Here is a 26,629-nt window from a genome sequence, read left to right as displayed (position 1 = left end):
GATTAGCTCAATTGAATAATCAGGATGCCTGGTCTTTTTCTTTTTGGCGTTCATCCAGCTCTTTCTTCAGTGCCTTTTTATCCTGGTACGATGCAATCAGCATAATCGGGATCAGCAGCGGAGCCACAATAATGCCCAGGGCAATATCTTTCAGTTTCGGCATGAGCTCTCTCCCTTGATTGCTCAGTCATGATCAAAAACAGCATTCAGTACACGGCCAAATAAGCCACGTTTTTTGTGTTGTGGCACTGCCACATTTTGCAACGTGGCATGCTGTAGCGTTTGGGTGTGGTATGCCGTAGTTTCTTGCTGTGGCACTGCCACATTTTCTGCAATATTTAATTCATTATTCTTTTTATTATCATTGTCTTGTTGTGTTGTCGCATGCTGTGGTAGGTCGGTGTCGCATGCCGTAGCATCTTGTTGTGGTGCTGCTGTGGCAGGAGCAACACTTTTCAGCTCAATGAGTGTTTGCATACGGTCAATTTGTTGCATTAACCGTTCTTCACGTTCTTGGTATTTTTTGACTTCATTTTCTAAATGGGCAATAAGTTTTTTTGTAGATTCATCACCTTCTTGCTTAGATGATTCAATTTTTTGAGATGTTTGCTCAGGTTCTCCAAAGCATCGGATGACCTCTGCTAGATCGAATTGTCCATCACTGGAGCGTGATAAACGTCCATTACGTACAGCTCTGTAAATGGTTGATCTATCCACATGAAATTTTTTAGATACTTCACTTAGTGATAACTTAGCCATTTACGGTGTCCTTTTTATTTGATGGCATATATCCCACTTTTTTTAGGTATGGGTATAGTTCTTTTATTCGGTCAGGGTCTTGCAGCATCTCAGCAATACGAATAGCAAATTGCGGATAGCTTTCAGTTCCCTGGGAATAACGACCCATTTCAGGAAGTTCGGAAAGTTTATTTGCAAACATATGCCGTTGAGCATCGGTCATCTTTGAAGAAAGACCCAAAGTATCCGGATCTCTTTCTATTGATGGGCTGTCCTTCTTTTTCTGTTTAAAGTTAAAAGAAAATCCTGAAATTGATCGACCTCTTTTGTGTTGTTCATACTTCACTGTGATATCTGTATGTTCGTTAATTTGTTTAATAGCGAGCTCAAGTACACTAGTTTTAAAGCGTTCCATACGCTTGTACTCAGTATCGAGTACGCCAATTCTTTGACGGAAATCACTTAGCTCTATAATTGGAGTAGAGCCCGTACTTCTCCAAGCAATTAATAACTCATATAAACGAACAGCATAAGCACTACTGAGATTACTAACTTGCTGCAATTCGTATTTAGTAAAATGCTCTTCTAAGCGCGTAATTAATGGAACTATGGCAGGGGCAAAAATAAGCTTAACCACTGCTTCATTATCTACATATCCAATTTCACTAACCCAACGGGATCTATAGTTCTCAATATTCCCTCTTTCATTTATTTTTTGATAGCTGAATTGTCTTGCGAATAAATCATTACAGGCATCTTTTAATGCCTGATAAGCGGTATTGCGATGTACGCCAAATTGATTGATATAGCTTTCTGCATGGACAGTTAAGGGATCATTAGCATTAATCCCTTTCCCACTTTCTCTTGCCTCAACAATAGCTAATAAAATTAAACGTTGTTCTACTAAATCTAAGTTATAACTTGCATTAATTAAGGCATTGTCTTTTACAACTAACTCTCTCATGAAGCACCAGTATTATTTATTATGCTATGACACCTTAATTAATTTTAGTGCTATAAGCAAGGTAAACGGTGTCATATTGCAAGGTAAACGGTGTCATATTGCAAGGTAAACGGTGTCATATTGCAAGGTAAACGGTGTCATATGAAGTCTAGAAGCCTTTATTTACAAGGCTTTCAGCTTACCTAAAAGCATTTAAAAACTTTAAAATAATTAAAAGCCCAGGCAAGGAAAAATTGCCCTATGTTTTCGCTACGCTCAAACTCTATTGAACTTCGCTTTCGCTCAGTTCGTAGGGGCAATTTTTGGCTTAAAATTTCGTGACTTTTTAAAAAAGAAAAGCAACTAGGAATTCGCTTCGCTCATAGAACTTTTTCACTCGCTTCGCTCGACATAAAGCCACCGTAATCAGTTCGCACCCATTCGGGATGCTCTGATTCTGAGTTCTTGATACACAGGGGAGCCTGTAATCAGGGAAAAAAAGGTGAGAAAATTTAGATCCCTGTAGTTCGCTCGTAGACACTCGCTAAATGCTCTCATTTGCGATTTAAGAGTTTTTTCTTAACTCAACTATAAAATCTACTGTGGTTTAGCAAAACATCGCTAAAAACCCTATTTTTTTGCGTTTAAACAGCATTCATCAAGGTCGGTAATCGTTGTTATTTTCATTTTCTGGTTTTTTAGGCTCATTTTTCTGCTGTTTTTCCAATTCTTGGCGTTTTAAAAATGCCAAATGTTCTCGTTCGTGTCTTTCTTGTTCATAGCGTTGTTCTTTTTGCTCTCGTTCTTTACGTAATTGCTCTCTAAATTCACTTTCTCTGCGATCATTTTCAATTCTTCGTTGGCGATCTACTTCCGCTTGGCGTACTTGCTGCATTCTTTCTTGTTCAATTTTGAGATCATCTGCCCGTTTTGCTTTAAGGAGGGGACTCATATCATCATTAAAATCATGTAGGGTATCGAATGAATGAACGTACTCTCGTTTTAGCTTCTGCCAAAACGAGGGTTTTATCGTTGGTCGTTCAATCCCATTATTTTCCAGTATCTCTGAGCATTGGCCTAAGCGCTGGACAACATTCTCAATATCGTATTCTTTAGCAAGTTGTTCGACCTCGGTTGCGTATTCTCTCCAGTTCTCATTTTTTGCCTGTTCTACTGATTTTTCAGTCGCATAAAAATCAGGTTTTTTTATATCTCTGTAAGTATGATGATAAGAGTCATAAAACAAATTATTGGTATGTAGGTAAAAATCGCTTTTGTTTTCTGCTAACCATCGTTTTGTCTTGGTGAGATTTGATTCAATCTGCTTTTGATTATCAGCAGCATTGCTTTGAATGGTGTAAAACTGATTGGCAAATTCTGCATAAATATCCTGGCACCGAATGAAGTCATCATATGCGTTGTCGATCTGTTGAACCTGTTGTTCTTGCAGGCGTTCTTCTTCTAGGTTGAGATTTACTAATTCTGCTAAAAGCTCTTTTTCTTCTGCTTCGGTTAACTGAAGTTCGTTTTCCAGCTGGGTAATCTGATCTTCTAATCGACTTGGAACAATAATTTCTTGATCAAGGCCCTTGATGATCTGTTGGTATTCTCGTGCAGCATCTAAATTTTTGGCTTTGATTGCATCATTTTCAAGTGCAATTCTTGGTAGCACAATTTCAGTGTTACGTTCTTCAAGCGGTCTTTTTTGTTCCTCGTCATATTGTCTGCGAAGTGCTGTAGCTTCATGCCCTTCATGATGAGTGGGTTCAAGAAAGTCTAAGCCCTGATCCTTGTAACTCCGGTGGTCGATGCGTTCGTCTAGCCCGGCATTTTCCAATACTGTATTTACAACATTGGCAAAAGTTGCTCGGCTGTCCTTCAGGATCTCGGGACCATGGTCGTTGAAGATTCTTTGTTTCTTTCCTAATTCGCCTTTTTCATTGATGAGTCTGGTAGTGAACATCATGTGTACGTGATAGTTTTTATTATTGGTTTCATCGTTATGTTCATGTGGTGCATGGATGCAGGCATCGACAATAACATTGTGCTTGTTCACAAAGTCTCGGCAAAAGTCATCAACGATTTTTATGCGTTCTGCATCTGTTAATTCATGTGGTAAAGCACAGATATATTCTTTGGCGAGTCGTGCATTGGCTTTCATTGAGCCATTGGCATTGAATTCTTTTTTTTCTACTGTATTCCAAAGTGTTTGACGGTCTAAAAGTTTTGTATTGGTATGTTCTGGTGCATAAATATTTTTGTATTCAAGTCCCTTTTTTTTAGTGTAGTCCTGAGTCTTTCCAAAAGTCAGATCCTCTAGTTTTTCACAGGCACGATAAGCAGCACAAGCAACGGCTGAACGTCCGTCACTTCGTGAGATGTTGCTTTCATTCAAATGAAAAATTGCCACTTTAAAAACCTAAATTTCTGCATACCGTGGTTTTGATTTTTGCAACTTTGAAAAAGTTGCTGACCATGCTAAAGCGAGGTCATGGGGTACAGGGGTTTCCCCTGTCGCAACGTCCACTTTTCTATCGAAGATGAAAAGTGGGTAAGTGCGCCCTTCATTTCATTCCGGGAAAACTCCGCTTCGCTACGTTTGATATTGCTCGCTTTGTTTTTTGACTCTATGATGATGTTTGATTATTGATCATCACGGTTTAATACTATGTCAGATATTCAAGAAAAGAAAGATGCAGTTTTAAAGAAGCTCACTAAAGCACAGCAGAAGAAGTTATCTCTACAAGAGCAAATTGAGTATTTGAAAAAAGAACAAGAGCAGATCTTAGAACAGGCAAAACAGAAACAGAATGAGCTTAAACTTAAGCAGCAAAAACTTTTAAGTGAAGCCAAAGCTCAAGAACGGAAAAATGAAACTAGACGGAAAATTTTGCTTGGCGCTTGGGTTTTGAATAAATTTAAAAATGATGAATCTTTTAAACATCAATGGGCTGATTTTGAGCAGTTTTTAAGTGCGGAAAGTAAGACAGAAGAAAATAGACAGAAAGATAAAGAGCTTTTTAATGATCTTTTTAAGGGATAAGTTCTAAATTTCATATAAGAGATTTTATGTTAAATCACTGATGTTTGATTTTAGAATAATATTATGAATTGCTTTTATCTCTTCCTCTTTTTGAGCTTGAAACTTTCCATAAGTTGAAAAATGTAAATGCTTATAGATTAAAGGTTTTTTTTCATGAAAAACTTTAAGAGTATGTCCTTCTATTTGTTTAGCATCATTCATCCATGAAAATATAGATGTTTTTTTCATTAATTTAAAAACAGCATCAGAGATAAATACAGCTTTAGTGTGTTCTGAAAAAATGGCTTTATGAATGTATTGTAGATGATTTTTATCAAGATCAGAGCTTTTCAAATCATTTCTACCAGTTGTGGGAAGATGAAGAAGCTCGATAAATGAAATACGAGAAGCATCTTTGCAAGAAAGTCTAATTTTTGAAAATTCTTTATGATATTTTCGCCCATCTCCTTTATATCCATCTAATAAAAAAGGATGATGTACATTGTATTTCTGCCAAAATGAAATAGCATCCTCATGATATTCAATGATTTTAGAAAATATTTTTTGTTCTTCAATATTGGGAGCGTAATTGGCATCTAAGCCAATAAATAAAAACTCTGCTTGAGTAGGACAACATCCCTGATAAGGTTTTTGGCGGAAAGCGTGAATTAGTTTTTCACTTGGATGAACGTTATACATATTTTTATCAGTAGACGTAATGCAAAGAATATTAGTTTATCCGATATAGACACCAACATATTAAACCGTCCGATAAGAAAATCGCAAAAGCGCATATTCTAAAAGTGGACATTTTTATTGGTGAGAATATAGACATTTTGAATGGGTTCTAACAAAAGCATTTCGTATAAGCTCTATTATGTTAAATGGGAGGGAGGGAGCAAAATAAGTTAACATTTTGCTTCCGGTCACATTAAGCTAGAGTTTTATTTAAATAAAGCTATTTAGTAATCATTAAATTAATTAAAATCTAAATCTAACACCAGCTCCATATAACCAACCTTTCTCAGAGTTTGATTCTATTTGCCACGACGTTTCATCATTACCTTTTGAATACTCATAGGCAATGTCGATATACGGCATGATCTTTTTACTGATTTCATAGCGAGTTTCAAGCCCTGCGGTTGCTCTGCTTAAACCAGTTTTTTTCGCATATTTAGAGTCATCACTAAAGATCGCATCCAACTCTAAATAAGTTTGAATAATCAACTTTTGCGTAATCAGAAAATCACGTTCCGTTTCTAGGCTAAAGCCCGCATAACTGTCTTCTCCTGCATAGAGATAAGCATCAGTTTCAAAGAAATATGGTGCCATACCATGTAAGCCAATCACTGCATCAACATTTTCTTCGGTGTCTTTGCGATGATCATCGAGTTCAACTTTTTCACTGCGATAACGTGCACCAATCTGTGCATCCCAAAAGTCTGAAATCATACGGCTATATAAAAGTTTGGCATCATAATGTGCATCATGCGATTCTTCTTTATCGGCATGAACTTTAATAAAAACCTTATTTTCATCTGTGCCAATACGGGTTTCAAACTCTGACTTTAAACCGCCTGTGCCATCTTCATTGACAAACCACTTATTATCCACCGTCGTAATCGCATAAATTTGCGCACCGTGTTCTGAGCGATGATCATAATGCGAACTCTGCTGAGTATTCGCATCTGGTACATGATGTAAATGATTAACCGTAGATGTTGCCTGATGTTGTGCATGATTCATCTGACCATGGTTCATTTTCCCCATCATCTGCATGTGTTGTGCATGCTCTTGTGCAGAATGTTGTGAATGATTCATCTCAGACATGGCTTGATGATTCATTGATGGCATATTTTTCCCATTATTCTGAGTAGTTGAATGATGCCCTTCGTGCGCCACACTTAAGGTCGTTAAACTCAATACCGCAACAGAAAAAATCGCTTTCAATACAAAATTAGTGATGTGCATGTTCAGCTCCTTTTTGCTCAGTTACTTGTTGAGTTTGAGTCGAATTTGTACCTTGAATTGGCATTGTAGATACTTGTTCATCGCTAACATTCGCCACGATTAACTTGTTCATCATCCCCGCACTCATGTGATACAACAAATGACAATGGATTGCCCATTCGCCCAACTCATCCGCAGTTAATAAAGCAGTCACTGTTTTACCCGGTGGTACAATCAATGTGTGTTTATTCGGCATATCTACCGACTCTTGACCATTCTCCAACTGCATAAACATGCCATGTAAATGCATCGGGTGCGCCATCATACTGTCATTAATAAATTTGATACGGATACGCTCGCCATATTTCACTTTTAACGGCTCAGCATCACTAAATTTTTTACCGTTAATGGTCCAAATATAACGTTCCATAGTACCGCCCAAACGCACGACCAATTCACTGCTGGCTTCACGAGTATCTTTTTGCGGCTCTAATGATTTTAAATCGCTATATTGCAAGGCTTTATTACCTGCAGGTGTAGAGGCATTTGCCCAACCATAAACCACTTGATCATTTTTTTGCGGTTTTACTGCGCTATGCTGTGAATGATCCGTGCCTTTCATATCGCCATGGTTCATTTTCGAATGATCACCACCACCATGTCCCATATCTTCCATAGTCGGTTTTACTGCGCTATGCTGTGAATGATCCGTGCCTTTCATATCGCCATGGTTCATTTTCGAATGATCCATTCCTGAATGATCACCACCACCATGTCCCATATCTTCCATAGTCAAAAGCGAGCGTGGACGTGGCTGAGGCATATGAATGCCGTGTGTCACAGGATTTAGTTCATTGTGTAGCGTACCAATCGCATAACCTGAACGGTCAATTGACTCAGCTTCAATTTGATAATGTCCACCTTTTGGCTCCACAATCACATCATAAGTTTCAGCCGTACCAATACGGAATTCATCTACAGAAATGGGTTTCACAGGCTGACCATCAGCACTAACCACAGTCATTTTCAAGTTAGGAATACGGACATCGTAGAAAGACATCGCAGATGCATTCACAAAACGTAGGCGAATTTTTTCATTCGGTTTAAACATTCCTGTCCAATTTTGTTCAGGTGTTTTGCCATTAATGAGGAAGGTATAACCTGTAACATCCGACATGTCGGTTTTTAGCATACGCATCTGATTCCACATTTTGCGGTCAGACCATGTCGCTTTTATGCCATCACGTTTAACCTGCTTCCAAACATCACCCAAGGTTTCACGCTGATCTTGATAATATTCAGCTGAAATTTTAAGATCTTTCTGAATTTGATCACTGGTTTTTTCATGAAAATCTGACAACATCACCACATAGTCACGTTCAGCTTTTTCATGTGCTGCCAATGGTGTTTTACCTTTTGGATAAATCACAAAAGAACCATATAAGCCGTCTTGTTCCTGTCCTTTAGAATGAGCATGATACCAATAAGTCCCGCTTTGGCGAATCTTGAATTTATAAACATACTCGCTTTGAGGCTTAATACCGTTAAAACCATTAAATCCTGGTACACCATCCATAATGCCCGGCAACAACAGTCCGTGCCAATGAATAGAAGAATCTTGGTTTTTTAAATTATTTTTCACGCGAATGATGGCTTCATCACCCTCTTCAAACTCAAGCAAAGGCGCAGGAAATTGACCATTTACGGTAATGCGCTTTACAGGCTTTCCAGTTGGGCTGACCACTGCTTCATCAATAACAAGCTGATATTCACGCACTTCGGCAAAAACCAAAGGCGACGATGCAAAACAAATACCTGCTAATAGGTACGAACTAATTTTATGAGACATAACTTAACCTTAATTTTTGAAAAATAAATAAATTTTAAAAAAATTGGTTAAGTTTTAGGAGGACGTGAAATTTCTTGCCAATACCCATTTAGATATTGGTTGAGGTAATAAAAATTAGGCTGATCTATAGAATAGAAGGTATCTAGGGGATCTAGCGAGCTTTGCAAAGAATGAAGACATGAGATCTGTGTCTGGCAGGATAAGCTAGAACATTCCTGACACTTTTTGTGATCTATATTCTGATTAATAGCTAAATGATTATGGCAATCGGTATTCGTCTGTACTTCGTGATTAATACCATGTTGAGTGACTTGCTGTGCTTGATCTAACCAATGATCTTGGCTCATTTCAGTTTGCATATTGATATGCATTATCTTTACTGATGCAACAGACACACTACTCCATCCTATGGCAAAAACCATAAGAAAACAAAACCAAAGTTTTTTGGAGAGATGAGTCAACACGAATGCTATCTAGGAATAGAATTTAATCCAATATATCTTAACGGAATTTCAACTATTTACAACTCAATATAATTTAGTAGTTTCTCTAAAATTAACATAATACACCTTATACGCAGTCAAAAATGGGAGCCTAAGCTCCCATTTTTATTGATGATTTTTTAATTCTTTTAGCATGGCATCCCGTAAAATTTCATTCATTCGTGTTTGATAGCCTTTGCCTTGAGCTTTAAACCATGCAAGTACATCAGCATCTAAACGGATGGAAGTCTGTTGCTTCACTGGACGATAGAATTGATTTTGGCGTACACCATTACTCCAGTCGGCAACTTCAGGAATATCTGAGAGATCTAGCTGATCGTCAGGAACCGTTCCCTTAGCAAGCAAGCGTTCAATTTCAGCATCTTGCTTGTCGCTGAATTTTTCATTCAGTTCTTTGCGTGAGTATCTAACCATGCTCATATTTATCTCGCTCCGCTTTAGTTACCTGTCTTGCACTAATGATTCGTATGATTTCACAGTCATCTTCATCAAAGATGGTGTGAGCTACTAACAGCATTAGTACGCCTTTTACTTTTCCAATGGTTTGCCAACGTTCTTCACCATCGGTATGTCTGTCTTGGATTGAGATCCTCAGTGGATCTTCAAAAAAAAGGCTTGCCGTTTCGAAAGAGACATCGTGTTTTTTCTGATTCTTTCGATTCTTTGCCTCATCCCATTCGAAATACTGTTCCATAAAAAACATTCAAATTTGTATATACAATAATGTATCACAAAATTGTATCACTCAAGTTGAGAAGCGTAATTTTTAGGGCACTGTTGCAAATAGAGATTTGAGTCGATGATGTTCCCTTTAAAAAGTACTTAGAGACCGAAAACCCTGTTGATTAGACACACTTCACCCTGAGGCTGACCATAATAAAATGACGATGCTTGTCCTTTACGTAGTGCACGCATGACTTCAATACCTTTAATTGTGGCATAAGCCGTCTTCATAGATTTGAATCCTAATGTGGCCCTGATGATCCGCTTTAACTTACCATGATCACATTCAATGACATTATTTTTATACTTAATCTGCCTGTGCTCAATATCTACTGGACATTTTCCTTCTCGCTTTAACCGTGATAAAGCATGGCCATAGGTCGCTGCTTTATCTGTATTGATGACCCGTGGAATTTGCCATTTTTTCACCGTATTGAAGATCTTTCCTAAAAAACAATAGGCTGTTTTCTGTTCCGTCTAGCGGAAAGGTAAAAGTCAATCGTATGACCATGTTGATCAACTGCACGATACAGGTAAGTCCATCGCCCCTTCACTTTGATATAAGTCTCATCCATATGCCATGAATGTAAATCTGTAGGATTACGCCAATACCAGCGTAAGCGTTTTTCCATTTTTGGAGCATAACGCTGAACCCAACGATAAATTGTGGTGTGGTCAACATTCACACCTCGTTCAGCGAGCATTTCTTGAAGTTCACGATAGCTGATGCCATATTTACAATACCAACGAACAGCCCAAAGAATGATTTCACCTTGAAAGTGCCGACCATGGAAGGGATTCATCTGCTGTATCTCGAAATAAATAAGATATTTAGCTTATCATGTCAGCCTATTTGCAACAGTGCCATAAAAACTGCCTAATCCTGGATCGTAGAGACTTCATTTTTGAGAAAACGGAAGACCTAAAAGGCTTCAATGGCATCCATTGATTATTCGCCAAAGCTAAATAAAACCGTGGAACATTGATTGTTTTTTGATCGTGAAACATGAAAAATCATAAAAAAAGCCCAATCGGGTGTGATTGGGCTATAAACTAGAAACTACAGCATTGATTTCTAAGGAAAATTAGAACACCTTTCGTATAAGGTGTATTATGTTAATTTTAGGAAAACTTATAATCAGAATAATTAACAGCCACTGTTTTATTGGTAGCTATTAATTATTTAAAGGATTGTAATTTTTACCTATGAGTACTTTGATCTTTTGTTTTCCAAAGAGAGTATAGAATTCCTGTAAACAAGATGATGAACGTGATCGAAAGGGAGACTGGCGGTGGAATTTTTGCTATACCTAATCCATCAGCTATAAAAATTTTTGATCCAATAAAGACTAACAATACTGCTAATGCGTACTTCAAATAATGGAAGCGGTCGACCATTGCTGATAGGGCAAAATATAAAGCACGTAATCCCAAAATTGCGAAAATATTTGAAGTATAAACAATAAATGGATCTGTCGTAATCGCAAAAATCGCAGGAACACTATCTATTGCAAAGATCAGATCTACAAATTCAATCATGATCAAGGCTAGAAAAAGTGGTGTCATAAACCAGGTTAATTGGTTAGTTTTTGGATCAATCTTTTTCACCCAGAACTTCTCTGCATGAAGCTGCTCAGTGACACGAAATCTTTTTTTAATAAAGTTCAAAATAGGAGAATTTCCGACTTCATATTCTTTATCAACACTTAGCCACATTTTTATCCCTGTAAAAATAAGAAAGGCTGCAAATATATAAAGAACCCATGAAAATTGGCTGACCAGTGTTGCGCCCACGCCAATCATGATAGCTCTTAGAAAAATTACACCTATAATTCCCCAAAATAAGACTCTATGCTGATAAATTCTTGGTATCGAGAAATATGAAAAAATCATTGCAATGACAAAGATATTATCCATCGCTAATGATTTTTCAATTACAAAACCGGTTACATAGTTAATCCCTGCCGTGGGTCCGAGATACCACCACACCCATGCGCCGAAAAGTAAACCTAATGTAATATAAAATGCTGATAGTGCTAAGCTTTCTTTAACACCAATCTCTCTTACCTTACGATGAAATACTCCAAGATCTAGAATAAGCAGGACAAGTACAATAAGGATAAAGAAAATCCACATCCAAACAGGTTTATCTAAAAAATTGGAAAATAGAACGTCCATAGTTTTCCTCTGCTTATACTTGTGCTTATATGAGAAGATATACTCATTATCAATAATACTTGTCAATATTTATTACATATAAAGATATATTCAGAATTCATAAATCCCCCCATTTAACATAATGGCGCTTATACGCAATACACTTGTATATTAATATAAATATCAATAACTTAAAAATTCATCCTGATCTTAAAAACCGCAAAAAGCCGATTTTGAAACAAGTCGGCTTTTTTATGAGCGGTTTTGATAGTTCTTGCCAATAAATTTGTTTAAAAGTAATCAATTTTGAGGTTTTTCAAATTTTATCAATGCCTCAATGTCCAAAATTATCCACATTTTTTGTGGATAAAATTTAGGCTATTTTGTACGCTTTAGCTCACATCAATCTCGGCCCTTTGCGGCTATCCGGCATACTGGAATTTTCTTATGATGGGTACATAGAGAACAGGATGTTCCAACACATAAAACAATAATGATAAGTGCAACACCAGGACGTGAGGTACGACAGGAGTTATACCTAAACACCCAATATGAAAAAGCCCGACAGAATGTCGGGCTTTTTTATTGCCTATCCTTTCTCATTTGCAAAACAAACATAATGCCCCTAAAATATAGACTATAATCTATATTGTGGTATGTGGACAGTCATTACGACAGATCTATTTAATCAGTGGCTTGAACAGCAAGATGAACCTACACAAGAGAAGGTCCTAACTGCCCTGGTTGTTCTACAGCAGCAGGGACCGAGTTTAGGCCGTCCTTTAGTAGATACTGTGTATGAGTCTAAATTTACCAATATGAAAGAACTGCGTGTTCAACATCGCGGTAGACCCTTAAGAGCTTTCTTCGCATTTGATCCCTTACGACAGGCTATTGTTCTATGTATTGCTGATAAGGGCGGTAAAAAGCGTTTTTATAAAGACATGCTGGATATTGCAGATGAACAATACCAACTTCATCTCACTACCCTAGGAGATAAATCTAATGGCTAAGACTCTGCAAGAATTGTTAGCTAGCCGCTCTCCAGAGAGCCAAGCCCGTATTCAAAAAATGGCTGATGAATTACTGCTAGAAAATCAGCTTCATCTTATTCGTGAAGAACTCGAAATTTCTCAAAAAGAGCTTGCTGAAACTTTGGGAATAAAACAGCCATCGCTTTCAGCAATAGAAAATCGTGGCAATGATCTTAAGATTTCAACCATGAAAAAGTATGTTGAGGCAATGGGTGGGAAGCTCCGTATTGATGTAGAGCTTCCAACAGGAAAACATATAGGATTCAAAGTTTAACAATAAAAATGGGAGCTATAGGCTCCCATTTTTAGATTCGTATAACGTTGAACCCAACGGTAAATAGTCGTGTGATCAACATTCACACCCCGTTCGGCCAGCATTTCCTGCAGTTCACGATAGCTAATGCCATATTTACAATACCAGCGCACAGCCCAAAGAATGATTTCGCCCTGAAAATGCCGACCATGGAAAGGATTCATATGCTGCACCTTTAGCTAAAACAGTCTTCAGCTTACCATTCGTGGTTATTTGCAACAGTGCCCTTACTTCAAAGCCAAAATTTTTCGGGCACCATTAAGTACGAATAAAGAAACCAGTATGCCAATGATTAAGTCTGGATAAGCTGATCCCGTCCACGCCACGAGTACACCGGCAAATATAACGCCCATATTTACGACAACGTCATTCGCCGAGAAAATCCAACTGGCTTTCATATGTGCGCCATCTTCTCGATGACCAGAAATAAGATATAAGCATGTCACGTTAGCTATAAGTGCGAGCAGGCCAATAACAATCATGAGCGTTGATTCTGGCTCGCTTCCAAACATGAATCGTCTAATGACATCAACAATCACGATAACAGCAAGTAATAACTGAATCCAACCTGCGAAATGGGCTGCTTTTATTTGATATTTCGCAGCTTTTCCGACGGCATATAGCGCAATACCATAAACGGCTGCATCGGCAAACATATCTAGAGAATCAGCAATCAATCCTGTAGACGCAGCAATAATTCCGCTGATGAATTCTATAAAGAAAAGTAGAGCATTAATGCCTAATAACAGTTTAAGTACTTTAGCTTGTCTCACAGGATCAGGTTCATTAGGTATATCGCCTGAAGAAAGCTGTGTTTCATCAAGTTTCGCCCCAAAACCCAGTCCTTCAAGTTTGGCCGTAATTTGCTGAATCCCTTCATTATGGAAGACTTTCAGTTTTCGATTGGGAAGATCAAAAGTAAGACCTTTAACTGCTTCAATATCTGCAAGAGCCATACGGACCATTTGCTCTTCAGCAGAGCAATCCATTTTAGGAATGGTATAGGTACTTGTTTGCTTAGCCTGTTGATTGCTTATATAAGTTTCAGTCTTCACAAGCTTTGCACCAAAACCCAAAGCTTCAAGTTTGGTAGTTATATTTTCATCTTTTTGATTATGTAGAACCTTTAAAGACCGGTTAGGTAAATCAAAGATGAGTTTTTGAACACCATCAATTGAAGATAGCGCCATACGAACCATCTGTTCTTCCGCAGAACAATCCATTTTGGGAACTAAGTATTCACTCATGTAGTGCGAATTTTTTAAAACGTCTTCAGTGCTTAAATTTTCTTTGGGATCAGAACCACAACAGGATTGAGCGGTATCTTCACAACTGTTTGAAGTGTTACAGCAAGGAGATGAAGATTTTTCTTCTTCCTCTTCACCACAACAGCTAAGCGTATTATTACAATTCTTTGAATTGTTTGCTTCTGCAATTGATGGATGATTTTCTTGTTGAGATTTCTTATCTTTGCATGGTGTTTCTTTACTACATCCACAACCACTCATAATTATACCCATTAAAAAAATTATAAACTTTGAATATTAGAATCCCTATAGTTACTATAGAGTCAAGAATCTTTGGAAATACTAACTCAATGCATTTAAAAATTGGTGAACTCTCTAAAAAAACCTCATGTTCAGTATTAACAATTAGGTTTTATGAAAAGGAAGGTTTAATTCCGGAACCCGAAAGAACGGAAGGAAATTACCGCCTTTACGATATAGGCTATGTTGAGCGAATTAAGTTTATTTTGAATTGCCGAACTTTAAATATGAGTTTGAATGAAATTCGTCAATTACTCACCTATAAAGATAATCCCAAGAAAAATTGTTCAGATGTGAATGAATTAATTGACTTACATGTCAGTGCTATCAGAGAAAATATAATCAAGCAACAAAAGCTTATTGAACAATTATCTGATTTAAGAGGTACTTGTGATGGTTTATGTACAATTGACCAATGTGGAGTTCTAAAAAATCTAGCTTGATTATCTAGACCTATGCTTTTTCAAAAACTCTGTATATCTTTACTTAAGGCTGCAAAAAGATTAAGGTGACTTAAATTTTGTGATCAGATCTTAGATAGCTTTGGTTAGCTTCCGATTGGTGTTTTAAATACAGATTTGTGTATGAAGAGAAAAACATTTCTAATCCAGATATTGGTACTCTTATTCACATTCCAGAATATTTGGAGTGTGGCAGAGGCTGCTTGTCTGCATGAAATGCCAAACATACCCAATTCAATACTCTCTAATCCAATCGATTTAGACGAAAAGAGTGATAGTCCTCGTCAAGCACTTTATTCCCTAGAAAACTATAAAGAAATCTATGACTATTGTCAGAAGGTTTGTTTTAACGAAAAGTGCAGTCATTTCTCAAATACAATCGTGATTCAGATTGACCCACCCGATGATCTGAAGCTTAAAGCTAATTTTGAGACCGGCATTACCCCAACTTATTTGGGAATAACTTTTTATAAACCCCCTTATCTGGATCAATTAACCCCGCCTCCCGATTTGCCCCTACTATTGGTGGGGTAGTCTTATAAAAGCCCACCACTCCTAATTTCATTATGCGTGGGGCATTTTCATGTCAAAAAACAAATTACATCAGGATACCTCCATCCTGAATTTATCCTGGTCAGCCTTAGGTAGCGGTATCTTGCTATCTGCAATGATCAGCTTCAGTACTTCCGTAGTCGCCAGTACTCAAGATTTAACGCTGCAGCAAGCTATTGAGCAGGTTAACCAATATCAAGCGTCCCAAAATTTCTGGGAAACGCAAAACAGCATTAATGCCACGAATCTTCAGCAAAGTAAGCTGTTTAAAAATCCTGAACTGTCAGTTGAACAAACGGGATTTGGTTCAAATAATGAAAAAGAGCTTACCATTGGCATATCACAACCCTTGGATATTTTTGGTGAGCGAAGAGCAAACCAAAAATTAGCCAGTCTCTCTACAGATAAAACAGCGCTGAAACAGAAGATTTATCAAGCACAAATTGAGCTTGCAGTGAAATATGTATGGTCACAACTGGCCATTGCTGAACTTGAAAAAAACATTGTCAATGAACAACTTCGGGTGAGCCAAGAAAACCTTCAAGCAATCGAAAAGCGCTTTAATGCAGGCAGTATTGCCCAAGTAGATGTAAATCGCGCACGTTTAAGCCATGCTGAAAATATCCGTCTTTTTAGACAGGCAGACTTACAGGTACAAGTGGCCACCCAACAATTATCAAATTTATGGGGTACGTCTGATAAGTCATTGCAGGTAAACCTCTCTTCACAAAAGCTCTGGCCAAAATCGACTCATGAACAGGTTCAAGAATATTTAGCGGAAAACTACGTTGAGAAATATCGAGCTTTACTGGTATTAGAGTCTCAAGCAACGGTTGATCAACTAAGGGCAAAGGCACGTCCTAACCCCACTTTAAACCTAGGTGTCAACCGCACCCAATCCTTGGAAAACTCCACACAAAATCAATTAGTAGTCGGAGTCAGTGTACCGCTTAATATTTTCGATCGTCAGCAAAATGGCATAAAAATCGCGCAAGAAAAAATGAACTTATTAGAGCGTCAGAAAGAGTTTTATCTGAAGCAAAATGCGCTGCAAATAGGCACAATTTTAACCGAGTTGCAGGGTTTAGAGCTGCAATTCAAAGTCGTTGACGAGACTCAAATTCCTTTGGCGACTCAAGTTCAAAGTAAGACGCTACAAGGTTTCTTGGCAGGCAAGTTTGCTTTAACCGATGTTCAGCAAGCCACGCTTCAATTACAAGACATCCGTCTGCGTAAAGTCCAGTTGTTACGGGATGGCTGGCAAAAGGCCATTGAAGCAGAAAGTTTGAGCTTAGGCATTAGCCCAAGTGAAGTCATGTCGAAAGATGCTATTGCACAAATCAATCAAAACTTATGGCAAGACATACAGGCCATGCCTGTCATTGGTGGGGGAAATTAACATGTTCGATCTTAAAAACAGCTTAAAAAAACAGAGCGGAAAAATCTCTCAACCTCTACTGATTAGTTTGGTTATCGGCGCTACCGTACTCCTCAGTATTTTTTTGATCTTAACTGGTAAGAATAAATCGGAAACATCAGATGAACATGCAGAGGAAGAAAGCGGAGAAGAACATGGCGGTGAAACCGAAGAGCATGCAGAAGGTGTGAGCCTGACTGCCAAGCAACTGGTGGAACAGGGCATACAATTATCAGCGGTCGATCAAGGCCCGGTGGTTAAATTAAGTTCTTATCCTGCCAAACTGAATGTGAATACTGACCAGCAAGCGCACGTCTCACCGAGTTTTAGTGGTCATGTAGAAAATGTCTATGTAGAACTCGGTCAAAAAGTTCAGAAAGGACAGCCTTTGGCTGCGTTGCTTGTTCCTGATCTAGTTGATCAGCAGGCCAATCTTAAAATTGAACAAACCAACCTTGAACTGGCGAAACAAGACTATGATCGTGAGCGTCAGCTTTGGTCACAGGGCATTTCAGCAAAACAGGACTATCAACGTGCTTATAACAGCTATAAACGGGCACAAATTCAGGTTCAAGCGGCCCAATCACGTTTAAGTGCATTTGGTGCAGTGAATGCCAGTAACGGACGCTATATTTTGAAAGCTCCTATTTCTGGCGTGATCAGTAAAAAGGATTTGGTTCTCGGGGAAAATGTTCAGTTAGCCGATCAACTCTTTACGATAGACCGGTTAGATCAACTCTGGCTTGAGTTTATTGTTCCAAATTCTGAAATTATGGGCTTAGCCCCGAATCAAAAGATCGAATTTAAATCCTTGCAAACAGAAAAGGTTTATCAAGCTGTTATTCAGACTTTAAATACTGAAGCGGATATTCAAACAGGTCGTCTTCAGGTGCGAGCAAAAGTTGAATCGAATGCAACCGAATTACGTCCAAACTTGATGGTGAACGTACAGTTGCAACAACGGAGTGAAAGTACCGCATTACGGGTACTTAAGTCCGCAGTTCAGAATGTCGATGGAAAAGATGTGGTTTTTGTCGCCACTCAGCATGGACAAAAAGTTGAATTCAGTCCGCAACCTGTGAAATTAGGGCAATCATCTGGGGAGAGCCAATGGATTGAAGTGGTGAGTGGGCTTAGTCAGGGACAAAAATATGCCGCTCAAGGCAGTTTTTTACTGAAATCCGAGCTGGAAAAAGGAGAGGCTTCACATGAGCACTGAAACTCCTCAAATTCCAGACCACGAATCGGTAAAACCTGAAGGACTGTTTGATCGACTGATCCAGTTTTCTATCCATAACGCAATCTGGGTCATGCTGTTTATTGCGGCTTGGATTGCTATTGGTATTTATAGTTATCAAAAGTTACCGATTGATGCTGTACCAGATATTACCAATACTCAGGTGCAGATTAACACTTCAGCCAATGGTTTTACGGCTTTAGAAATGGAACAGCGGATTACATATCCAATCGAGAATGCCATGTCAGGCATGCCGAAAATGGAACAAACCCGTTCTATTTCACGCTACGGCTTATCGCAAGTGACCATCATTTTTGAAGATGGCACGGATATTTACTGGGCCAGACAGCTTATCAACCAGCGCTTGCAAGAAGCAATGGGAGAAATGCCTGAAGATGTGCAACCTAACATGTCACCTATTTCGACAGGTTTAGGTGAAATCTATCAATGGGTGATTAAAGCCGAACCAAATGCTAAAAAACCGGATGGGACCGCTTATTCGGCTATGGATTTACGTGAAATTCAGGATTGGATTGTAAGGCCACAATTACAGCGCGTAAAAGGCGTTGCGGAGATCAACAGCATTGGTGGCTTTAATAAAACCTATGTGGTTGCCCCGGATCTGAACCGATTGCAACAATTGCAAATTCCTTTGTCTGATTTACAAACTGCCTTAACAGAGAATAATGAAAACCGTGGTGCTGGCTATATTGAGAAAAATGGACAACAGCTAACGGTTCGTGTTCCCGGCACTTTAAACACGATTGAAGATATCCAGAACATCAGTATTGCCAATAAAAACGGCTATCCGATTCGGGTGGCAGATGTCGCCAATGTCTCAATTGGTCATGACTTGAGAACAGGGGCTGCAACCTATAATGGTGAAGAAACTGTATTGGGTATTGCCATGATGATGATGGGAGAAAATAGCCGTACCGTTGCTCAAGCCATTGATGAAAAGGTGCAATCGATCCAGCAATCGCTACCTAAAGGTGTGGTGATTGAGACTGTGTATGACCGTACGCATTTGGTTGATCGGGCGATCAAAACCGTTCAGAAAAATTTGATTGAGGGTGCAATCCTCGTCATTGTTATTTTATTTCTCTTTCTAGGTAATTTCCGTGCTGCGCTGATCACGGCTTGCGTTATTCCACTGTCAATGCTGTTTACCTTGACGGGAATGGCAGAGCAGAAGATTAGTGCAAATCTGATGAGTTTAGGGGCACTGGACTTCGGTATTATTATTGATGGTGCAGTGGTTATTGTAGAAAACTGTATCCGTCGGCTAGCAGAAGCTCAGAAGCTGAAAGGTGGTTTACTTAGCCGTTCTGAAAGATTTAAAGAAGTCTTCTTGGCTGCAAAACAGGCGCGTCGTCCTCTGATTTTTGGACAGTTAATTATTTTGGTGGTTTATCTACCTATCTTTACCCTGACGGGTGTAGAAGCCAAACTTTTCCATCCTATGGCAATGACTGTTGTACTGGCTTTAATTGGGGCCATGATTTTATCTGTCACTTTTGTGCCAGCCGCAGTTGCCCTATTTGTCACTGGAGAAGTCAAGGAAACCGAAAGTCGCTGGATGCATTGGCTTAAAACCAAATATGAACTGCTTTTAGATAAAGCCTATGAGCTTCGTTTATTTGTGACTATTGTGGCTGCCTGTATTTTAGTGCTTACGGGCGTGCTAGCCACTCAAACAGGTAGCGAGTTTGCACCTCAACTGGGTGAAGGTGATTTTGCTGTTCAGCAAATGCGTTCCCCAAGTACAGGGTTAGAACAGTCACTGAGAATGCAGGAAAATACTGAAAAGTTACTGTTGAAAGAATTTCCTGAAATTAAAGCGATCTTTGCTCGTACCGGTACAGCAGAAGTGGCCACAGATGTTATGCCACCCAACATTTCAGATGGCGTGGTACTGTTAAAACCTCATGATGAATGGCCTGATCCAAAACAAACGATTGATGAGCTTCGCCAAAGAATGATTACTTTCTTAGCGACATTGCCGGGAAATAACAGTGAGTTCTCGCAACCCATTGAACTGCGCTTTAACGAGTTAATTTCAGGGGTGCGAAGTGATGTGGGTGTCAAATTATTTGGTGATGACATGGAGATTCTAAATCGCGAAGCGAATAAAATTTCTCAAAAAATTAACTCAATTTCAGGCGCGACAGCCGTTAATGTAGAACAGACCAGTGGCTTACCCTTGTTGAATGTAGAGGTGGATAAGTCCAGAGCTGCACAATATGGCTTGTCGGTAAGAGCAATTCAGGATCTGGTAGCTACAAGTGTCGGTGGCCAGAATGTTGGAACAATTTTACAGGGAGACAAGCGTTTTGATTTTGTCATCCGTCTAGATGAATCCCAGCGTAGTCCTGAACAGTTAGCGGTACTTCCTATTCAATTGCCGAATGGTGGTTTAGTCCAACTGCAAGATGTGGCACGCGTTGAAAATATCCTGGGTATTAATCAGGTCAGCCGTGAAAATGGTAAACGTCGAGTGGTTATTACTGCAAATGTAGAAGGACGTGATTTAGGCTCATTCGTAACAGAGCTTCAGAGCACGTTATCCAAACAGGAATTACCAAGCGGTTATTGGATAGATTATGGCGGTCAATTTCAAAATCTGATGTCTGCAAAAGCGCGTATGCAATTGGTGGTTCCGCTCGCATTGTTGACGATCTTTATTTTATTGATGGCTGTATTCCATAATATCAAAGAAAGCTTACTGGTCTTTAGTGGTGTACCGTTTGCCTTATGTGGAGGCTTAATCGCGTTGTGGTTGCGTGACATTCCATTATCCATGTCAGCAGGGGTTGGCTTCATTGCACTATCGGGGGTGGCTGTACTGAATGGCTTAGTCATGCTTACCTTTATCAAAGAGTTGCGACAACAATATGACCTTTATTATGCAACGTGGCAGGGTGCAATTTTGCGTCTTAGACCTGTGCTGATGACAGCTTGTGTGGCGTCCCTTGGGTTTGTCCCGATGGCTTTGGCAACCGGAACTGGGGCAGAAGTACAGAGACCTTTAGCAACAGTGGTTATTGGAGGAATTATCTCCTCTACCCTGCTTACATTGGTTTTATTGCCCGTACTGTACCGCTGGATGAATGAAAAGAAAGCTTCTTAATCCATTAGATTAAGCAATTTTTAGCAGAGATATTGAGCCTGTCTCAAGTATCTCTGCTAATCATGGATTGAATAAGGAAAATTTTATGTCAGAACATCATGATCATAGCCATGCGGTTGTTACTGAAGGAAATAGTAAGAAATTAATGTTTGCTTTGGGTTTAACGACTACTTTTTTAATAGTAGAAGTTGTCGCTGCTTTTATTACCCAAAGTTTAGCATTACTGTCTGATGCCGCTCACATGTTTACTGATGTAGCCGCATTAGCTATTGCTCTTGCTGCTATCAAAATTGGTAAAAAAGCCGCAGATGATAAAAGAACTTTTGGCTATCAGCGATTCGAAATTTTAGCGGCTCTGTTTAATGCAGTGATGCTTTTTGTGGTGGCGATATATATTGTCTATGAAGCTTACCAACGCTTTACGCATCCTGCTGAAATTCAAAGTGTTGGAATGATGATTGTCGCAGTCATTGGTTTGGTCATAAATTTGATTTCAATGAAAATCCTTTCTGCGAGTGCTCAAGAAAGTCTAAATGTGAAAGGCGCATATTTAGAAGTCCTTAGTGATGCACTGGGATCGATAGGCGTGATTATCGGAGGAGTGGTCATTTATTTTACCCAGTGGATGTGGGTAGATACCGTAATCGCTGTGTTAATTGGCTTCTGGGTTTTACCTCGAACTTGGGTTTTATTAAAACAAAGTATCCATATTTTGCTTGAAGGGGTTCCTGATGAGATTGATATTGAGTCGTTAAGAAATGATTTATTGATGCTAGAGGGTGTTGAAGGGATTCATCAGTTGAAAGTCTGGGCTATATCTTCAAAAAACATTCATTTAACTGCTCATTTGGTTGCTCCTAATAGCGATCCAGATCAGCTCTATCAAAAGGCCTTAGACGTTCTAAAACATAATCATAGTATTACTGAAATTACGTTACAAATAGAAAGTAAGGAATGTAATACATTGGAACAGCATAAACATTAAAGTGCTGCTCTTTCTACATAATGGACAGATGACTAGGCTGATAAACCTTACCATTTTCCTGTATTACACTTCTATTTATCACACGCACTTTAAACACCATCCTGAGACATTTTAAAATTACAAGAATGTAATTTATGAGTCCTCTGGGTGTTAATTCTTTAAAGTTAGAATATCTAACAAGTATTAAATGAGAGTAAATAAACATGCTATTCAAAAATAAATTTTGTACTAAATTACTGTTAATTAGTGCATTCTTTAGTATCGCAAGTTTTAGTTATGCAGATGGCGGCTTGTTATTTCTTGAAAAGAATTTAAAAGCTTCTAAAGTTGAAAATTCTAAACAAAAACAAGTTAAAAATAATGAATCAAATGAATCAAATGAATCAAATGAATCAAATGAATCAAATGAATAGTTGGGTTGCATAAATAAATCAATTAGACTTATTCATTCAGCAATATAATTCCTGAATGAATAAGTTTATAACTAAAACCTATCACACCATTAGTTGAACTACATATAATTATAATATTAAAAATAAAGTATTTTTTTTAATCCCATTTCAATGGGTCATCTTTATATATCTCAATTTATGTTGTAAACATACAATGTAATTTCTAAATAAAAATATCCAATTTTTTTAAATCACTTCAGGATATAAAGCTTTAGCTATGCCAAAGCCAATTAAACCTGCTATGGCTAAATATAGGGCTTTCATGTACCACATGCCCCAAAGTACAGTTATTTTATTTGCTGAAAACTTATGTACTGGCTGACTTAAAAAATTGGTTGTTTGGTTAAATGACTTTTCAGATGCTTCAAGAGCATAATAATTTAATGCGGGGAACAAGCAAGCAACCAATAAAATAGCGATTGCGGGAAACACAAATGCTTTAGGCAGACTAAATTTTATTGCGAATTATAAAGCCGCACCTACACCAATAATGCCTAAAAAGGATTTAGTAAAGTTTGCAAAGTCTAAGCCAGTTGTGCCTGCACCTTTCCACATCAAAAAGCCTATGTGGGGCAGTAAAAAAGTTTCATACTAAGTATTAAAGTATCATACTGAGCAATAAATTCTCATACTAGATTGCTCAAAGGATTTATCTATGGCCTTACCTAAATACAATCTTGAATGGTGTCAAAACTATGCGAAACAGCATAAAGGAGAATGTCTTTCAAAAGAATATCTAGGTAGGACTGTTAAACTCCTATATAGATGTGAAAAAGGCCATGAATTTTATGCCACTCCTGCCGTTCATATACATAAAAAATCTTGGTGTAATGAATGTAGCAATAGAGATGTTGCGCATACCTATGAATTTGTTAAGGAATTTATAGAAAGTAAAGGCGGTGTTTTATTTTCTACAGAATACATCAATGTACGTCAGAAGCTTGATGTGCAATGTGAAAAGAAGCATAAATGGAATCCTACTTTTCAAAACTTATTTCACAATAACTCATGGTGTCCAGTTTGTTCTGGTACAGGTAGGCGTACCTATGGCAAACGTGTAAGGGTCATAAGCTAGTATGAAACTTTATTACTCATAAATGTTTCATGGATTCATATCTAAAGTTCCAGTATGAACATTTATTGTTTTTTCAGTTTATATGCTTTCACATAAAATCAAAGGCTTGAGAGTAAGCCAATCTGCTTTTAAATATTCAATAACCTCTGTTTTGTATAAGCCATTCACCGTTTCAGCCAAAGCAATATCATATGAATCACCAGTTGTACCGACTGATGCTCGTAAATTTGCTGCCTCTAAACGATGACATTGTTGTCAAAATGCAGGGTATTGGTGGCTCCCCTTAGGGGCATAATTTGTTGAAGCCTAGGTTACTACTAAAAAATTAAAAAATAGGAGCTTAGAGCTCCCATTTTTATATTAACTTTCTAAGTCCCTATGTTACTTTGAAGAATACTTCATCATAATGTCCGAATACAGCTATATTTTTTTGATTTCTACAATATCACTGGATTCAATGAGCGATTGGATATTACCAAATAAACTTTGAATATAATCAGACGCTATATGGATATCTAAATCCTCCCTGCTACGCCATTCTTCTAAGAAGAAATATCTACTCGAGTCATTTTCGCTAATATAAAGCTCATATTTCAAGCATCCTTCTTCGTGAAGCGTAGGCTCTATTACACTTTTTAAAAGCGCTTCTAACGTCTCTTTTTGATCTGACTTTGCCTTAAAGTTCGCAATTACTGAAATAGTCATTATTTCACCTTTAATTTGTTTTAGAAGTTTTCTAGTACAATTTTGCCTTTTGACTTACCTGATTCAAGTAACTTATGCGCCTTCTCCAAGTTTGCAGCGTTAATTTTGCCTAGATTTTGGTTGAGGGTACTTCTAATTTTTTGCTGGTCAACTAATTGAGCAACCTGTTGCAATAGATCACCTTGCTTTTCAATATCATCGGTTTCATACATTGAACGGGTGAACATCAACTCCCAATGGATAGAAATAGATTTAGTCTTAAATGGCATAATATCAAATGTTTGTGGATCATCGATCAATCCAAGCTTGGCTTGTGGTGCAATCAGAGAAACTATTTGCTTGATATACGTTTCTGTATGATTTGTAGAGAATACATATTTTGGTTTTTCAATGCCTAGTGTCTCGATTTGTGCATTTAAATCTTTGCTATGATCAATGACATGGTCGGCACCAAGTGATTCCACCCAAGATTTCGTTTCTTCCCGTGAAGCTGTTGCTATAACGGTCAGATTTGTTTTTGCTTTTAGGAGTTGGATAGCAATTGATCCTACACCGCCTGCACCACCAATAATTAAAATACTGCCAACTTCTGTTTCTGAAATTTGAAATCGATCAAACAGCATTTCCCATGCCGTTATTGCAGTTAATGGCAATGCTGCTGCTTCTGCATTAGATACTGTAATTGGTTTAAGACTGATAATTCGTTCATCGACTGCTTGAAACTCAGCATTACTACCATCTCGGGTTAAATCGCCAGCATACCAAACAGAATCTCCTACTTTAAACGCGGTAACTTTTGAGCCAACTTCAATAATTTCCCCAACGGCATCCCAACCTAAAATACGATTATTTGCTTCAGACGAATTTTTTCTCACTTTGGTATCAACTGGATTCACAGAGATTGCCTGAACTTTTACCAGTACATCACGCTCCTTAAGCGTAGGCTTCGCTTTTTCAATATCTACCAATGAATTTTTAAAATCATCATGGTTATTGATAACATACGATACGGCTTTCATAGATTTGTCCTTAACTTTAAAAAAATATAGTAAAAATAGGAGCGAAGTGCTCCCATTTTATGTTATTCAATCATTAAAACTCTTGGCTCGTTGGGCGCAAAACAATTTCATTAATATCTACATCCGCAGGCTGTTCAATTGCATAAGCAATTGCTCGAGCGACTGAGTCAGCTGGTATGGCTTGTTTGTAGAAATCAGTAACAAACTCTGAACTTTCTTTATGAGAAGAACCGAATTTTAGTTCTGACTCAATTGCACCAGGCTCAATAGTCGTCGTTCTAATTGTTCCCCCAACTTCATGACGAAGGCCTTCAGAGATGGCTCTTACAGCAAACTTAGTACCGCTATAAACAGTACCTCCTGGACTAAATACTTTTAACCCTGCAACAGATGCGAGATTAATAAAGTGTCCAAAGTTTTGTTTTTGGAAAACAGGCAGTGTAGCTGCTATACCATAAAGAACACCTTTAATATTAATGTCGATCATACGATCCCATTCATCAACTTTTAGCTCACTTAATGGTGCAATAGACATTAATCCAGCATTGTTTACCAATACATCGATTTGACCAAATGCGCTTAATGCCTTTTCAATAAGTGCTTGTACTTCATGTGGTTTGGTTATATCCATACCAATAAATTCAGCTTGACCACCTTCAGCACGAATGTCGTGAACAATAGCCTGTAATTTTTCAGTACGTCTAGCACCAAGTACAACCTTTGCACCTTTTTTAGCAAGTAAGCGAGCAGTAGCTTCACCTAAACCACTACTTGCACCTGTGATAACAATAACTTTATTTTCTATATTATTCATACA

The 26,629-nt window shown here is 38.2% G+C and carries 26 protein-coding genes and 3 pseudogenes; 11 read left to right on the top strand and 18 right to left on the bottom strand.

Annotated features, from left to right (window positions below; genetic code table 11):
* Nucleotides 1-19 precede the first annotated feature (19 nt).
* The 4 genes from I6L24_RS15560 to mobQ all read right to left on the bottom strand — a co-directional run bounded on the left by I6L24_RS15560 (nt 20) and on the right by mobQ (nt 4,091).
* Nucleotides 20-163, bottom strand: coding sequence for a hypothetical protein (locus tag I6L24_RS15560; protein ID WP_001125247.1), 144 nt, complete (start codon nt 161-163; stop codon nt 20-22).
* Between the two features lie 20 nt (nt 164-183).
* Nucleotides 184-759: a plasmid replication DNA-binding protein gene (locus I6L24_RS15555; protein ID WP_002011656.1), complete on the bottom strand. Its 576-nt coding sequence runs from the start codon at nt 757-759 to the stop codon at nt 184-186.
* Nucleotides 752-1,702 carry a replication initiation protein RepM gene (repM, locus tag I6L24_RS15550; RefSeq protein WP_002011663.1) on the bottom strand — a complete coding sequence of 317 codons (951 nt, stop codon included), beginning with the start codon at nt 1,700-1,702 and terminating at the stop codon, nt 752-754. Before repM ends, I6L24_RS15555 begins: the two co-directional genes overlap by 8 nt.
* Before the next feature lie 637 nt (nt 1,703-2,339).
* A complete protein-coding gene (mobQ, locus tag I6L24_RS15545) occupies nt 2,340-4,091 on the bottom strand; it encodes a MobQ family relaxase (protein ID WP_228200239.1) in 1,752 nt (583 codons plus the stop codon).
* 258 nt (nt 4,092-4,349) lie between these two features.
* On the opposite strand from mobQ, the gene I6L24_RS15540 reads away from it, so the two are divergent.
* On the top strand, nt 4,350-4,724 hold the full coding sequence (locus I6L24_RS15540) for a hypothetical protein (protein ID WP_086322809.1): 375 nt from the start codon (nt 4,350-4,352) through the stop codon (nt 4,722-4,724).
* A gap of 24 nt (nt 4,725-4,748) precedes the next feature.
* Here the strand turns inward: I6L24_RS15540 and I6L24_RS15535 are convergent, their stop codons facing one another.
* The 7 genes and pseudogenes from I6L24_RS15535 to I6L24_RS15505 form a co-directional block, all read right to left on the bottom strand.
* Complete coding sequence (locus tag I6L24_RS15535) at nt 4,749-5,402, bottom strand: hypothetical protein (protein WP_005086345.1); 654 nt, start codon at nt 5,400-5,402, stop codon at nt 4,749-4,751.
* A gap of 282 nt (nt 5,403-5,684) precedes the next feature.
* Nucleotides 5,685-6,674, bottom strand: coding sequence for a copper resistance protein B (locus tag I6L24_RS15530; protein WP_216986653.1), 990 nt, complete (start codon nt 6,672-6,674; stop codon nt 5,685-5,687).
* Nucleotides 6,661-8,502: a copper resistance system multicopper oxidase gene (locus I6L24_RS15525; RefSeq protein WP_216986652.1), complete on the bottom strand. Its 1,842-nt coding sequence runs from the start codon at nt 8,500-8,502 to the stop codon at nt 6,661-6,663. The genes I6L24_RS15530 and I6L24_RS15525 overlap by 14 nt, the downstream gene beginning before the upstream one ends.
* Nucleotides 8,503-9,110: 608 nt before the next feature.
* The gene (locus I6L24_RS15520; RefSeq protein WP_216986651.1) at nt 9,111-9,425 is read right to left on the bottom strand and encodes a BrnA antitoxin family protein; all 315 of its coding nucleotides are present in this window, start codon (nt 9,423-9,425) and stop codon (nt 9,111-9,113) included.
* Nucleotides 9,412-9,699 carry a BrnT family toxin gene (locus I6L24_RS15515; RefSeq protein WP_216986650.1) on the bottom strand — a complete coding sequence of 96 codons (288 nt, stop codon included), beginning with the start codon at nt 9,697-9,699 and terminating at the stop codon, nt 9,412-9,414. The genes I6L24_RS15520 and I6L24_RS15515 overlap by 14 nt, the downstream gene beginning before the upstream one ends.
* A gap of 128 nt (nt 9,700-9,827) precedes the next feature.
* A pseudogene (locus tag I6L24_RS15510) lies at nt 9,828-10,531 on the bottom strand (IS6-like element IS1008 family transposase).
* 397 nt (nt 10,532-10,928) lie between these two features.
* Nucleotides 10,929-11,906: a TerC family protein gene (locus tag I6L24_RS15505; protein ID WP_004761028.1), complete on the bottom strand. Its 978-nt coding sequence runs from the start codon at nt 11,904-11,906 to the stop codon at nt 10,929-10,931.
* 635 nt (nt 11,907-12,541) lie between these two features.
* Here I6L24_RS15505 and I6L24_RS15500 point away from each other — a divergent pair.
* Both I6L24_RS15500 and I6L24_RS15495 read left to right on the top strand, forming a co-directional pair.
* Nucleotides 12,542-12,898, top strand: a complete 357-nt coding sequence (locus I6L24_RS15500; protein ID WP_216986649.1) for a type II toxin-antitoxin system RelE/ParE family toxin — start codon at nt 12,542-12,544, stop codon at nt 12,896-12,898.
* A complete protein-coding gene (locus tag I6L24_RS15495) occupies nt 12,891-13,193 on the top strand; it encodes a helix-turn-helix domain-containing protein (RefSeq protein ID WP_096902776.1) in 303 nt (100 codons plus the stop codon). The genes I6L24_RS15500 and I6L24_RS15495 overlap by 8 nt, the downstream gene beginning before the upstream one ends.
* Before the next feature lie 41 nt (nt 13,194-13,234).
* Here I6L24_RS15495 and I6L24_RS15490 read toward each other — a convergent pair.
* A pseudogene (locus I6L24_RS15490) lies at nt 13,235-13,396 on the bottom strand (IS6 family transposase); the annotation flags it as partial.
* A 63-nt stretch (nt 13,397-13,459) separates the two neighbouring features.
* Nucleotides 13,460-14,740 carry a cation transporter gene (locus I6L24_RS15485; RefSeq protein ID WP_184413650.1) on the bottom strand — a complete coding sequence of 427 codons (1,281 nt, stop codon included), beginning with the start codon at nt 14,738-14,740 and terminating at the stop codon, nt 13,460-13,462.
* Between the two features lie 89 nt (nt 14,741-14,829).
* Between I6L24_RS15485 and cadR the strand changes: the two genes are divergently transcribed.
* From cadR to I6L24_RS15450, 7 genes are all read left to right on the top strand, one after another.
* A complete protein-coding gene (gene cadR / locus I6L24_RS15480) occupies nt 14,830-15,222 on the top strand; it encodes a Cd(II)/Pb(II)-responsive transcriptional regulator (protein WP_004281856.1) in 393 nt (130 codons plus the stop codon).
* A gap of 141 nt (nt 15,223-15,363) precedes the next feature.
* Nucleotides 15,364-15,774, top strand: a complete 411-nt coding sequence (locus I6L24_RS15475) for a hypothetical protein (protein WP_004733191.1) — start codon at nt 15,364-15,366, stop codon at nt 15,772-15,774.
* A 49-nt stretch (nt 15,775-15,823) separates the two neighbouring features.
* Nucleotides 15,824-17,191 (top strand): TolC family protein, encoded by a 1,368-nt coding sequence (locus I6L24_RS15470; RefSeq protein WP_004281854.1) that lies wholly within the window; start codon nt 15,824-15,826, stop codon nt 17,189-17,191.
* 1 nt (nt 17,192) lies between these two features.
* Nucleotides 17,193-18,428, top strand: coding sequence for an efflux RND transporter periplasmic adaptor subunit (locus tag I6L24_RS15465; protein ID WP_004281853.1), 1,236 nt, complete (start codon nt 17,193-17,195; stop codon nt 18,426-18,428).
* Nucleotides 18,418-21,576, top strand: coding sequence for an efflux RND transporter permease subunit (locus tag I6L24_RS15460; protein ID WP_004281852.1), 3,159 nt, complete (start codon nt 18,418-18,420; stop codon nt 21,574-21,576). The genes I6L24_RS15465 and I6L24_RS15460 overlap by 11 nt, the downstream gene beginning before the upstream one ends.
* An 85-nt stretch (nt 21,577-21,661) precedes the next feature.
* Entirely contained in the window at nt 21,662-22,561 is a 900-nt protein-coding gene (locus I6L24_RS15455) for a cation diffusion facilitator family transporter (protein ID WP_004665978.1), read from the top strand.
* A gap of 203 nt (nt 22,562-22,764) precedes the next feature.
* A complete protein-coding gene (locus I6L24_RS15450; protein ID WP_106439075.1) occupies nt 22,765-22,974 on the top strand; it encodes a hypothetical protein in 210 nt (69 codons plus the stop codon).
* Nucleotides 22,975-23,199: 225 nt separating this feature from the next.
* Here the strand turns inward: I6L24_RS15450 and I6L24_RS15445 are convergent, their stop codons facing one another.
* The gene (locus I6L24_RS15445; protein WP_228127370.1) at nt 23,200-23,409 is read right to left on the bottom strand and encodes a hypothetical protein; all 210 of its coding nucleotides are present in this window, start codon (nt 23,407-23,409) and stop codon (nt 23,200-23,202) included.
* 259 nt (nt 23,410-23,668) lie between these two features.
* On the opposite strand from I6L24_RS15445, the gene I6L24_RS15440 reads away from it, so the two are divergent.
* The gene (locus I6L24_RS15440; protein WP_004281849.1) at nt 23,669-24,088 is read left to right on the top strand and encodes a hypothetical protein; all 420 of its coding nucleotides are present in this window, start codon (nt 23,669-23,671) and stop codon (nt 24,086-24,088) included.
* A gap of 117 nt (nt 24,089-24,205) precedes the next feature.
* Here I6L24_RS15440 and I6L24_RS15435 read toward each other — a convergent pair.
* The 4 genes and pseudogenes from I6L24_RS15435 to I6L24_RS15420 form a co-directional block, all read right to left on the bottom strand.
* Nucleotides 24,206-24,334, bottom strand: a pseudogene (locus I6L24_RS15435) (IS3 family transposase); the annotation flags it as partial.
* A gap of 174 nt (nt 24,335-24,508) precedes the next feature.
* On the bottom strand, nt 24,509-24,793 hold the full coding sequence (locus tag I6L24_RS15430) for a putative quinol monooxygenase (RefSeq protein ID WP_004281848.1): 285 nt from the start codon (nt 24,791-24,793) through the stop codon (nt 24,509-24,511).
* Between the two features lie 20 nt (nt 24,794-24,813).
* The gene (locus I6L24_RS15425; RefSeq protein WP_004281847.1) at nt 24,814-25,812 is read right to left on the bottom strand and encodes a zinc-binding alcohol dehydrogenase family protein; all 999 of its coding nucleotides are present in this window, start codon (nt 25,810-25,812) and stop codon (nt 24,814-24,816) included.
* A gap of 73 nt (nt 25,813-25,885) precedes the next feature.
* Nucleotides 25,886-26,626 carry an SDR family oxidoreductase gene (locus tag I6L24_RS15420; RefSeq protein WP_001059480.1) on the bottom strand — a complete coding sequence of 247 codons (741 nt, stop codon included), beginning with the start codon at nt 26,624-26,626 and terminating at the stop codon, nt 25,886-25,888.
* Nucleotides 26,627-26,629 lie beyond the last annotated feature (3 nt).

Origin of the sequence: Acinetobacter lwoffii (assembly GCF_019048525.1) — a bacterium.
In the GTDB taxonomy this organism is placed as follows: Bacteria; Pseudomonadota; Gammaproteobacteria; order Pseudomonadales; family Moraxellaceae; genus Acinetobacter; species Acinetobacter lwoffii_K.
Note: the sequence above shows the minus strand (reverse complement) of the source record. Positions and strands in the feature narration are given on the sequence as shown.

What these genes read in the sequence shown, in the direction of transcription:
- I6L24_RS15440 (WP_004281849.1), top strand. Translation starts at nt 23,669, where the DNA reads ATGGCCTTACCTAAATACAATCTTGAATGGTGTCAAAACTATGCGAAA.
- I6L24_RS15455 (WP_004665978.1), top strand. Translation starts at nt 21,662, where the DNA reads ATGTCAGAACATCATGATCATAGCCATGCGGTTGTTACTGAAGGAAAT.
- I6L24_RS15530 (WP_216986653.1), bottom strand. Translation starts at nt 6,674, where the DNA reads ATGCACATCACTAATTTTGTATTGAAAGCGATTTTTTCTGTTGCGGTA.
- I6L24_RS15495 (WP_096902776.1), top strand. Translation starts at nt 12,891, where the DNA reads ATGGCTAAGACTCTGCAAGAATTGTTAGCTAGCCGCTCTCCAGAGAGC.
- I6L24_RS15475 (WP_004733191.1), top strand. Translation starts at nt 15,364, where the DNA reads ATGAAGAGAAAAACATTTCTAATCCAGATATTGGTACTCTTATTCACA.
- cadR (WP_004281856.1), top strand. Translation starts at nt 14,830, where the DNA reads ATGCATTTAAAAATTGGTGAACTCTCTAAAAAAACCTCATGTTCAGTA.
- I6L24_RS15535 (WP_005086345.1), bottom strand. Translation starts at nt 5,402, where the DNA reads ATGTATAACGTTCATCCAAGTGAAAAACTAATTCACGCTTTCCGCCAA.
- I6L24_RS15540 (WP_086322809.1), top strand. Translation starts at nt 4,350, where the DNA reads ATGTCAGATATTCAAGAAAAGAAAGATGCAGTTTTAAAGAAGCTCACT.
- I6L24_RS15430 (WP_004281848.1), bottom strand. Translation starts at nt 24,793, where the DNA reads ATGACTATTTCAGTAATTGCGAACTTTAAGGCAAAGTCAGATCAAAAA.
- I6L24_RS15505 (WP_004761028.1), bottom strand. Translation starts at nt 11,906, where the DNA reads ATGGACGTTCTATTTTCCAATTTTTTAGATAAACCTGTTTGGATGTGG.
- I6L24_RS15425 (WP_004281847.1), bottom strand. Translation starts at nt 25,812, where the DNA reads ATGAAAGCCGTATCGTATGTTATCAATAACCATGATGATTTTAAAAAT.
- I6L24_RS15555 (WP_002011656.1), bottom strand. Translation starts at nt 759, where the DNA reads ATGGCTAAGTTATCACTAAGTGAAGTATCTAAAAAATTTCATGTGGAT.
- I6L24_RS15525 (WP_216986652.1), bottom strand. Translation starts at nt 8,502, where the DNA reads ATGTCTCATAAAATTAGTTCGTACCTATTAGCAGGTATTTGTTTTGCA.
- repM (WP_002011663.1), bottom strand. Translation starts at nt 1,702, where the DNA reads ATGAGAGAGTTAGTTGTAAAAGACAATGCCTTAATTAATGCAAGTTAT.
- I6L24_RS15420 (WP_001059480.1), bottom strand. Translation starts at nt 26,626, where the DNA reads ATGAATAATATAGAAAATAAAGTTATTGTTATCACAGGTGCAAGTAGT.
- I6L24_RS15485 (WP_184413650.1), bottom strand. Translation starts at nt 14,740, where the DNA reads ATGAGTGGTTGTGGATGTAGTAAAGAAACACCATGCAAAGATAAGAAA.
- I6L24_RS15465 (WP_004281853.1), top strand. Translation starts at nt 17,193, where the DNA reads ATGTTCGATCTTAAAAACAGCTTAAAAAAACAGAGCGGAAAAATCTCT.
- I6L24_RS15470 (WP_004281854.1), top strand. Translation starts at nt 15,824, where the DNA reads ATGTCAAAAAACAAATTACATCAGGATACCTCCATCCTGAATTTATCC.
- I6L24_RS15520 (WP_216986651.1), bottom strand. Translation starts at nt 9,425, where the DNA reads ATGAGCATGGTTAGATACTCACGCAAAGAACTGAATGAAAAATTCAGC.
- I6L24_RS15560 (WP_001125247.1), bottom strand. Translation starts at nt 163, where the DNA reads ATGCCGAAACTGAAAGATATTGCCCTGGGCATTATTGTGGCTCCGCTG.
- I6L24_RS15450 (WP_106439075.1), top strand. Translation starts at nt 22,765, where the DNA reads ATGCTATTCAAAAATAAATTTTGTACTAAATTACTGTTAATTAGTGCA.
- I6L24_RS15515 (WP_216986650.1), bottom strand. Translation starts at nt 9,699, where the DNA reads ATGGAACAGTATTTCGAATGGGATGAGGCAAAGAATCGAAAGAATCAG.
- I6L24_RS15500 (WP_216986649.1), top strand. Translation starts at nt 12,542, where the DNA reads ATGTGGACAGTCATTACGACAGATCTATTTAATCAGTGGCTTGAACAG.
- I6L24_RS15460 (WP_004281852.1), top strand. Translation starts at nt 18,418, where the DNA reads ATGAGCACTGAAACTCCTCAAATTCCAGACCACGAATCGGTAAAACCT.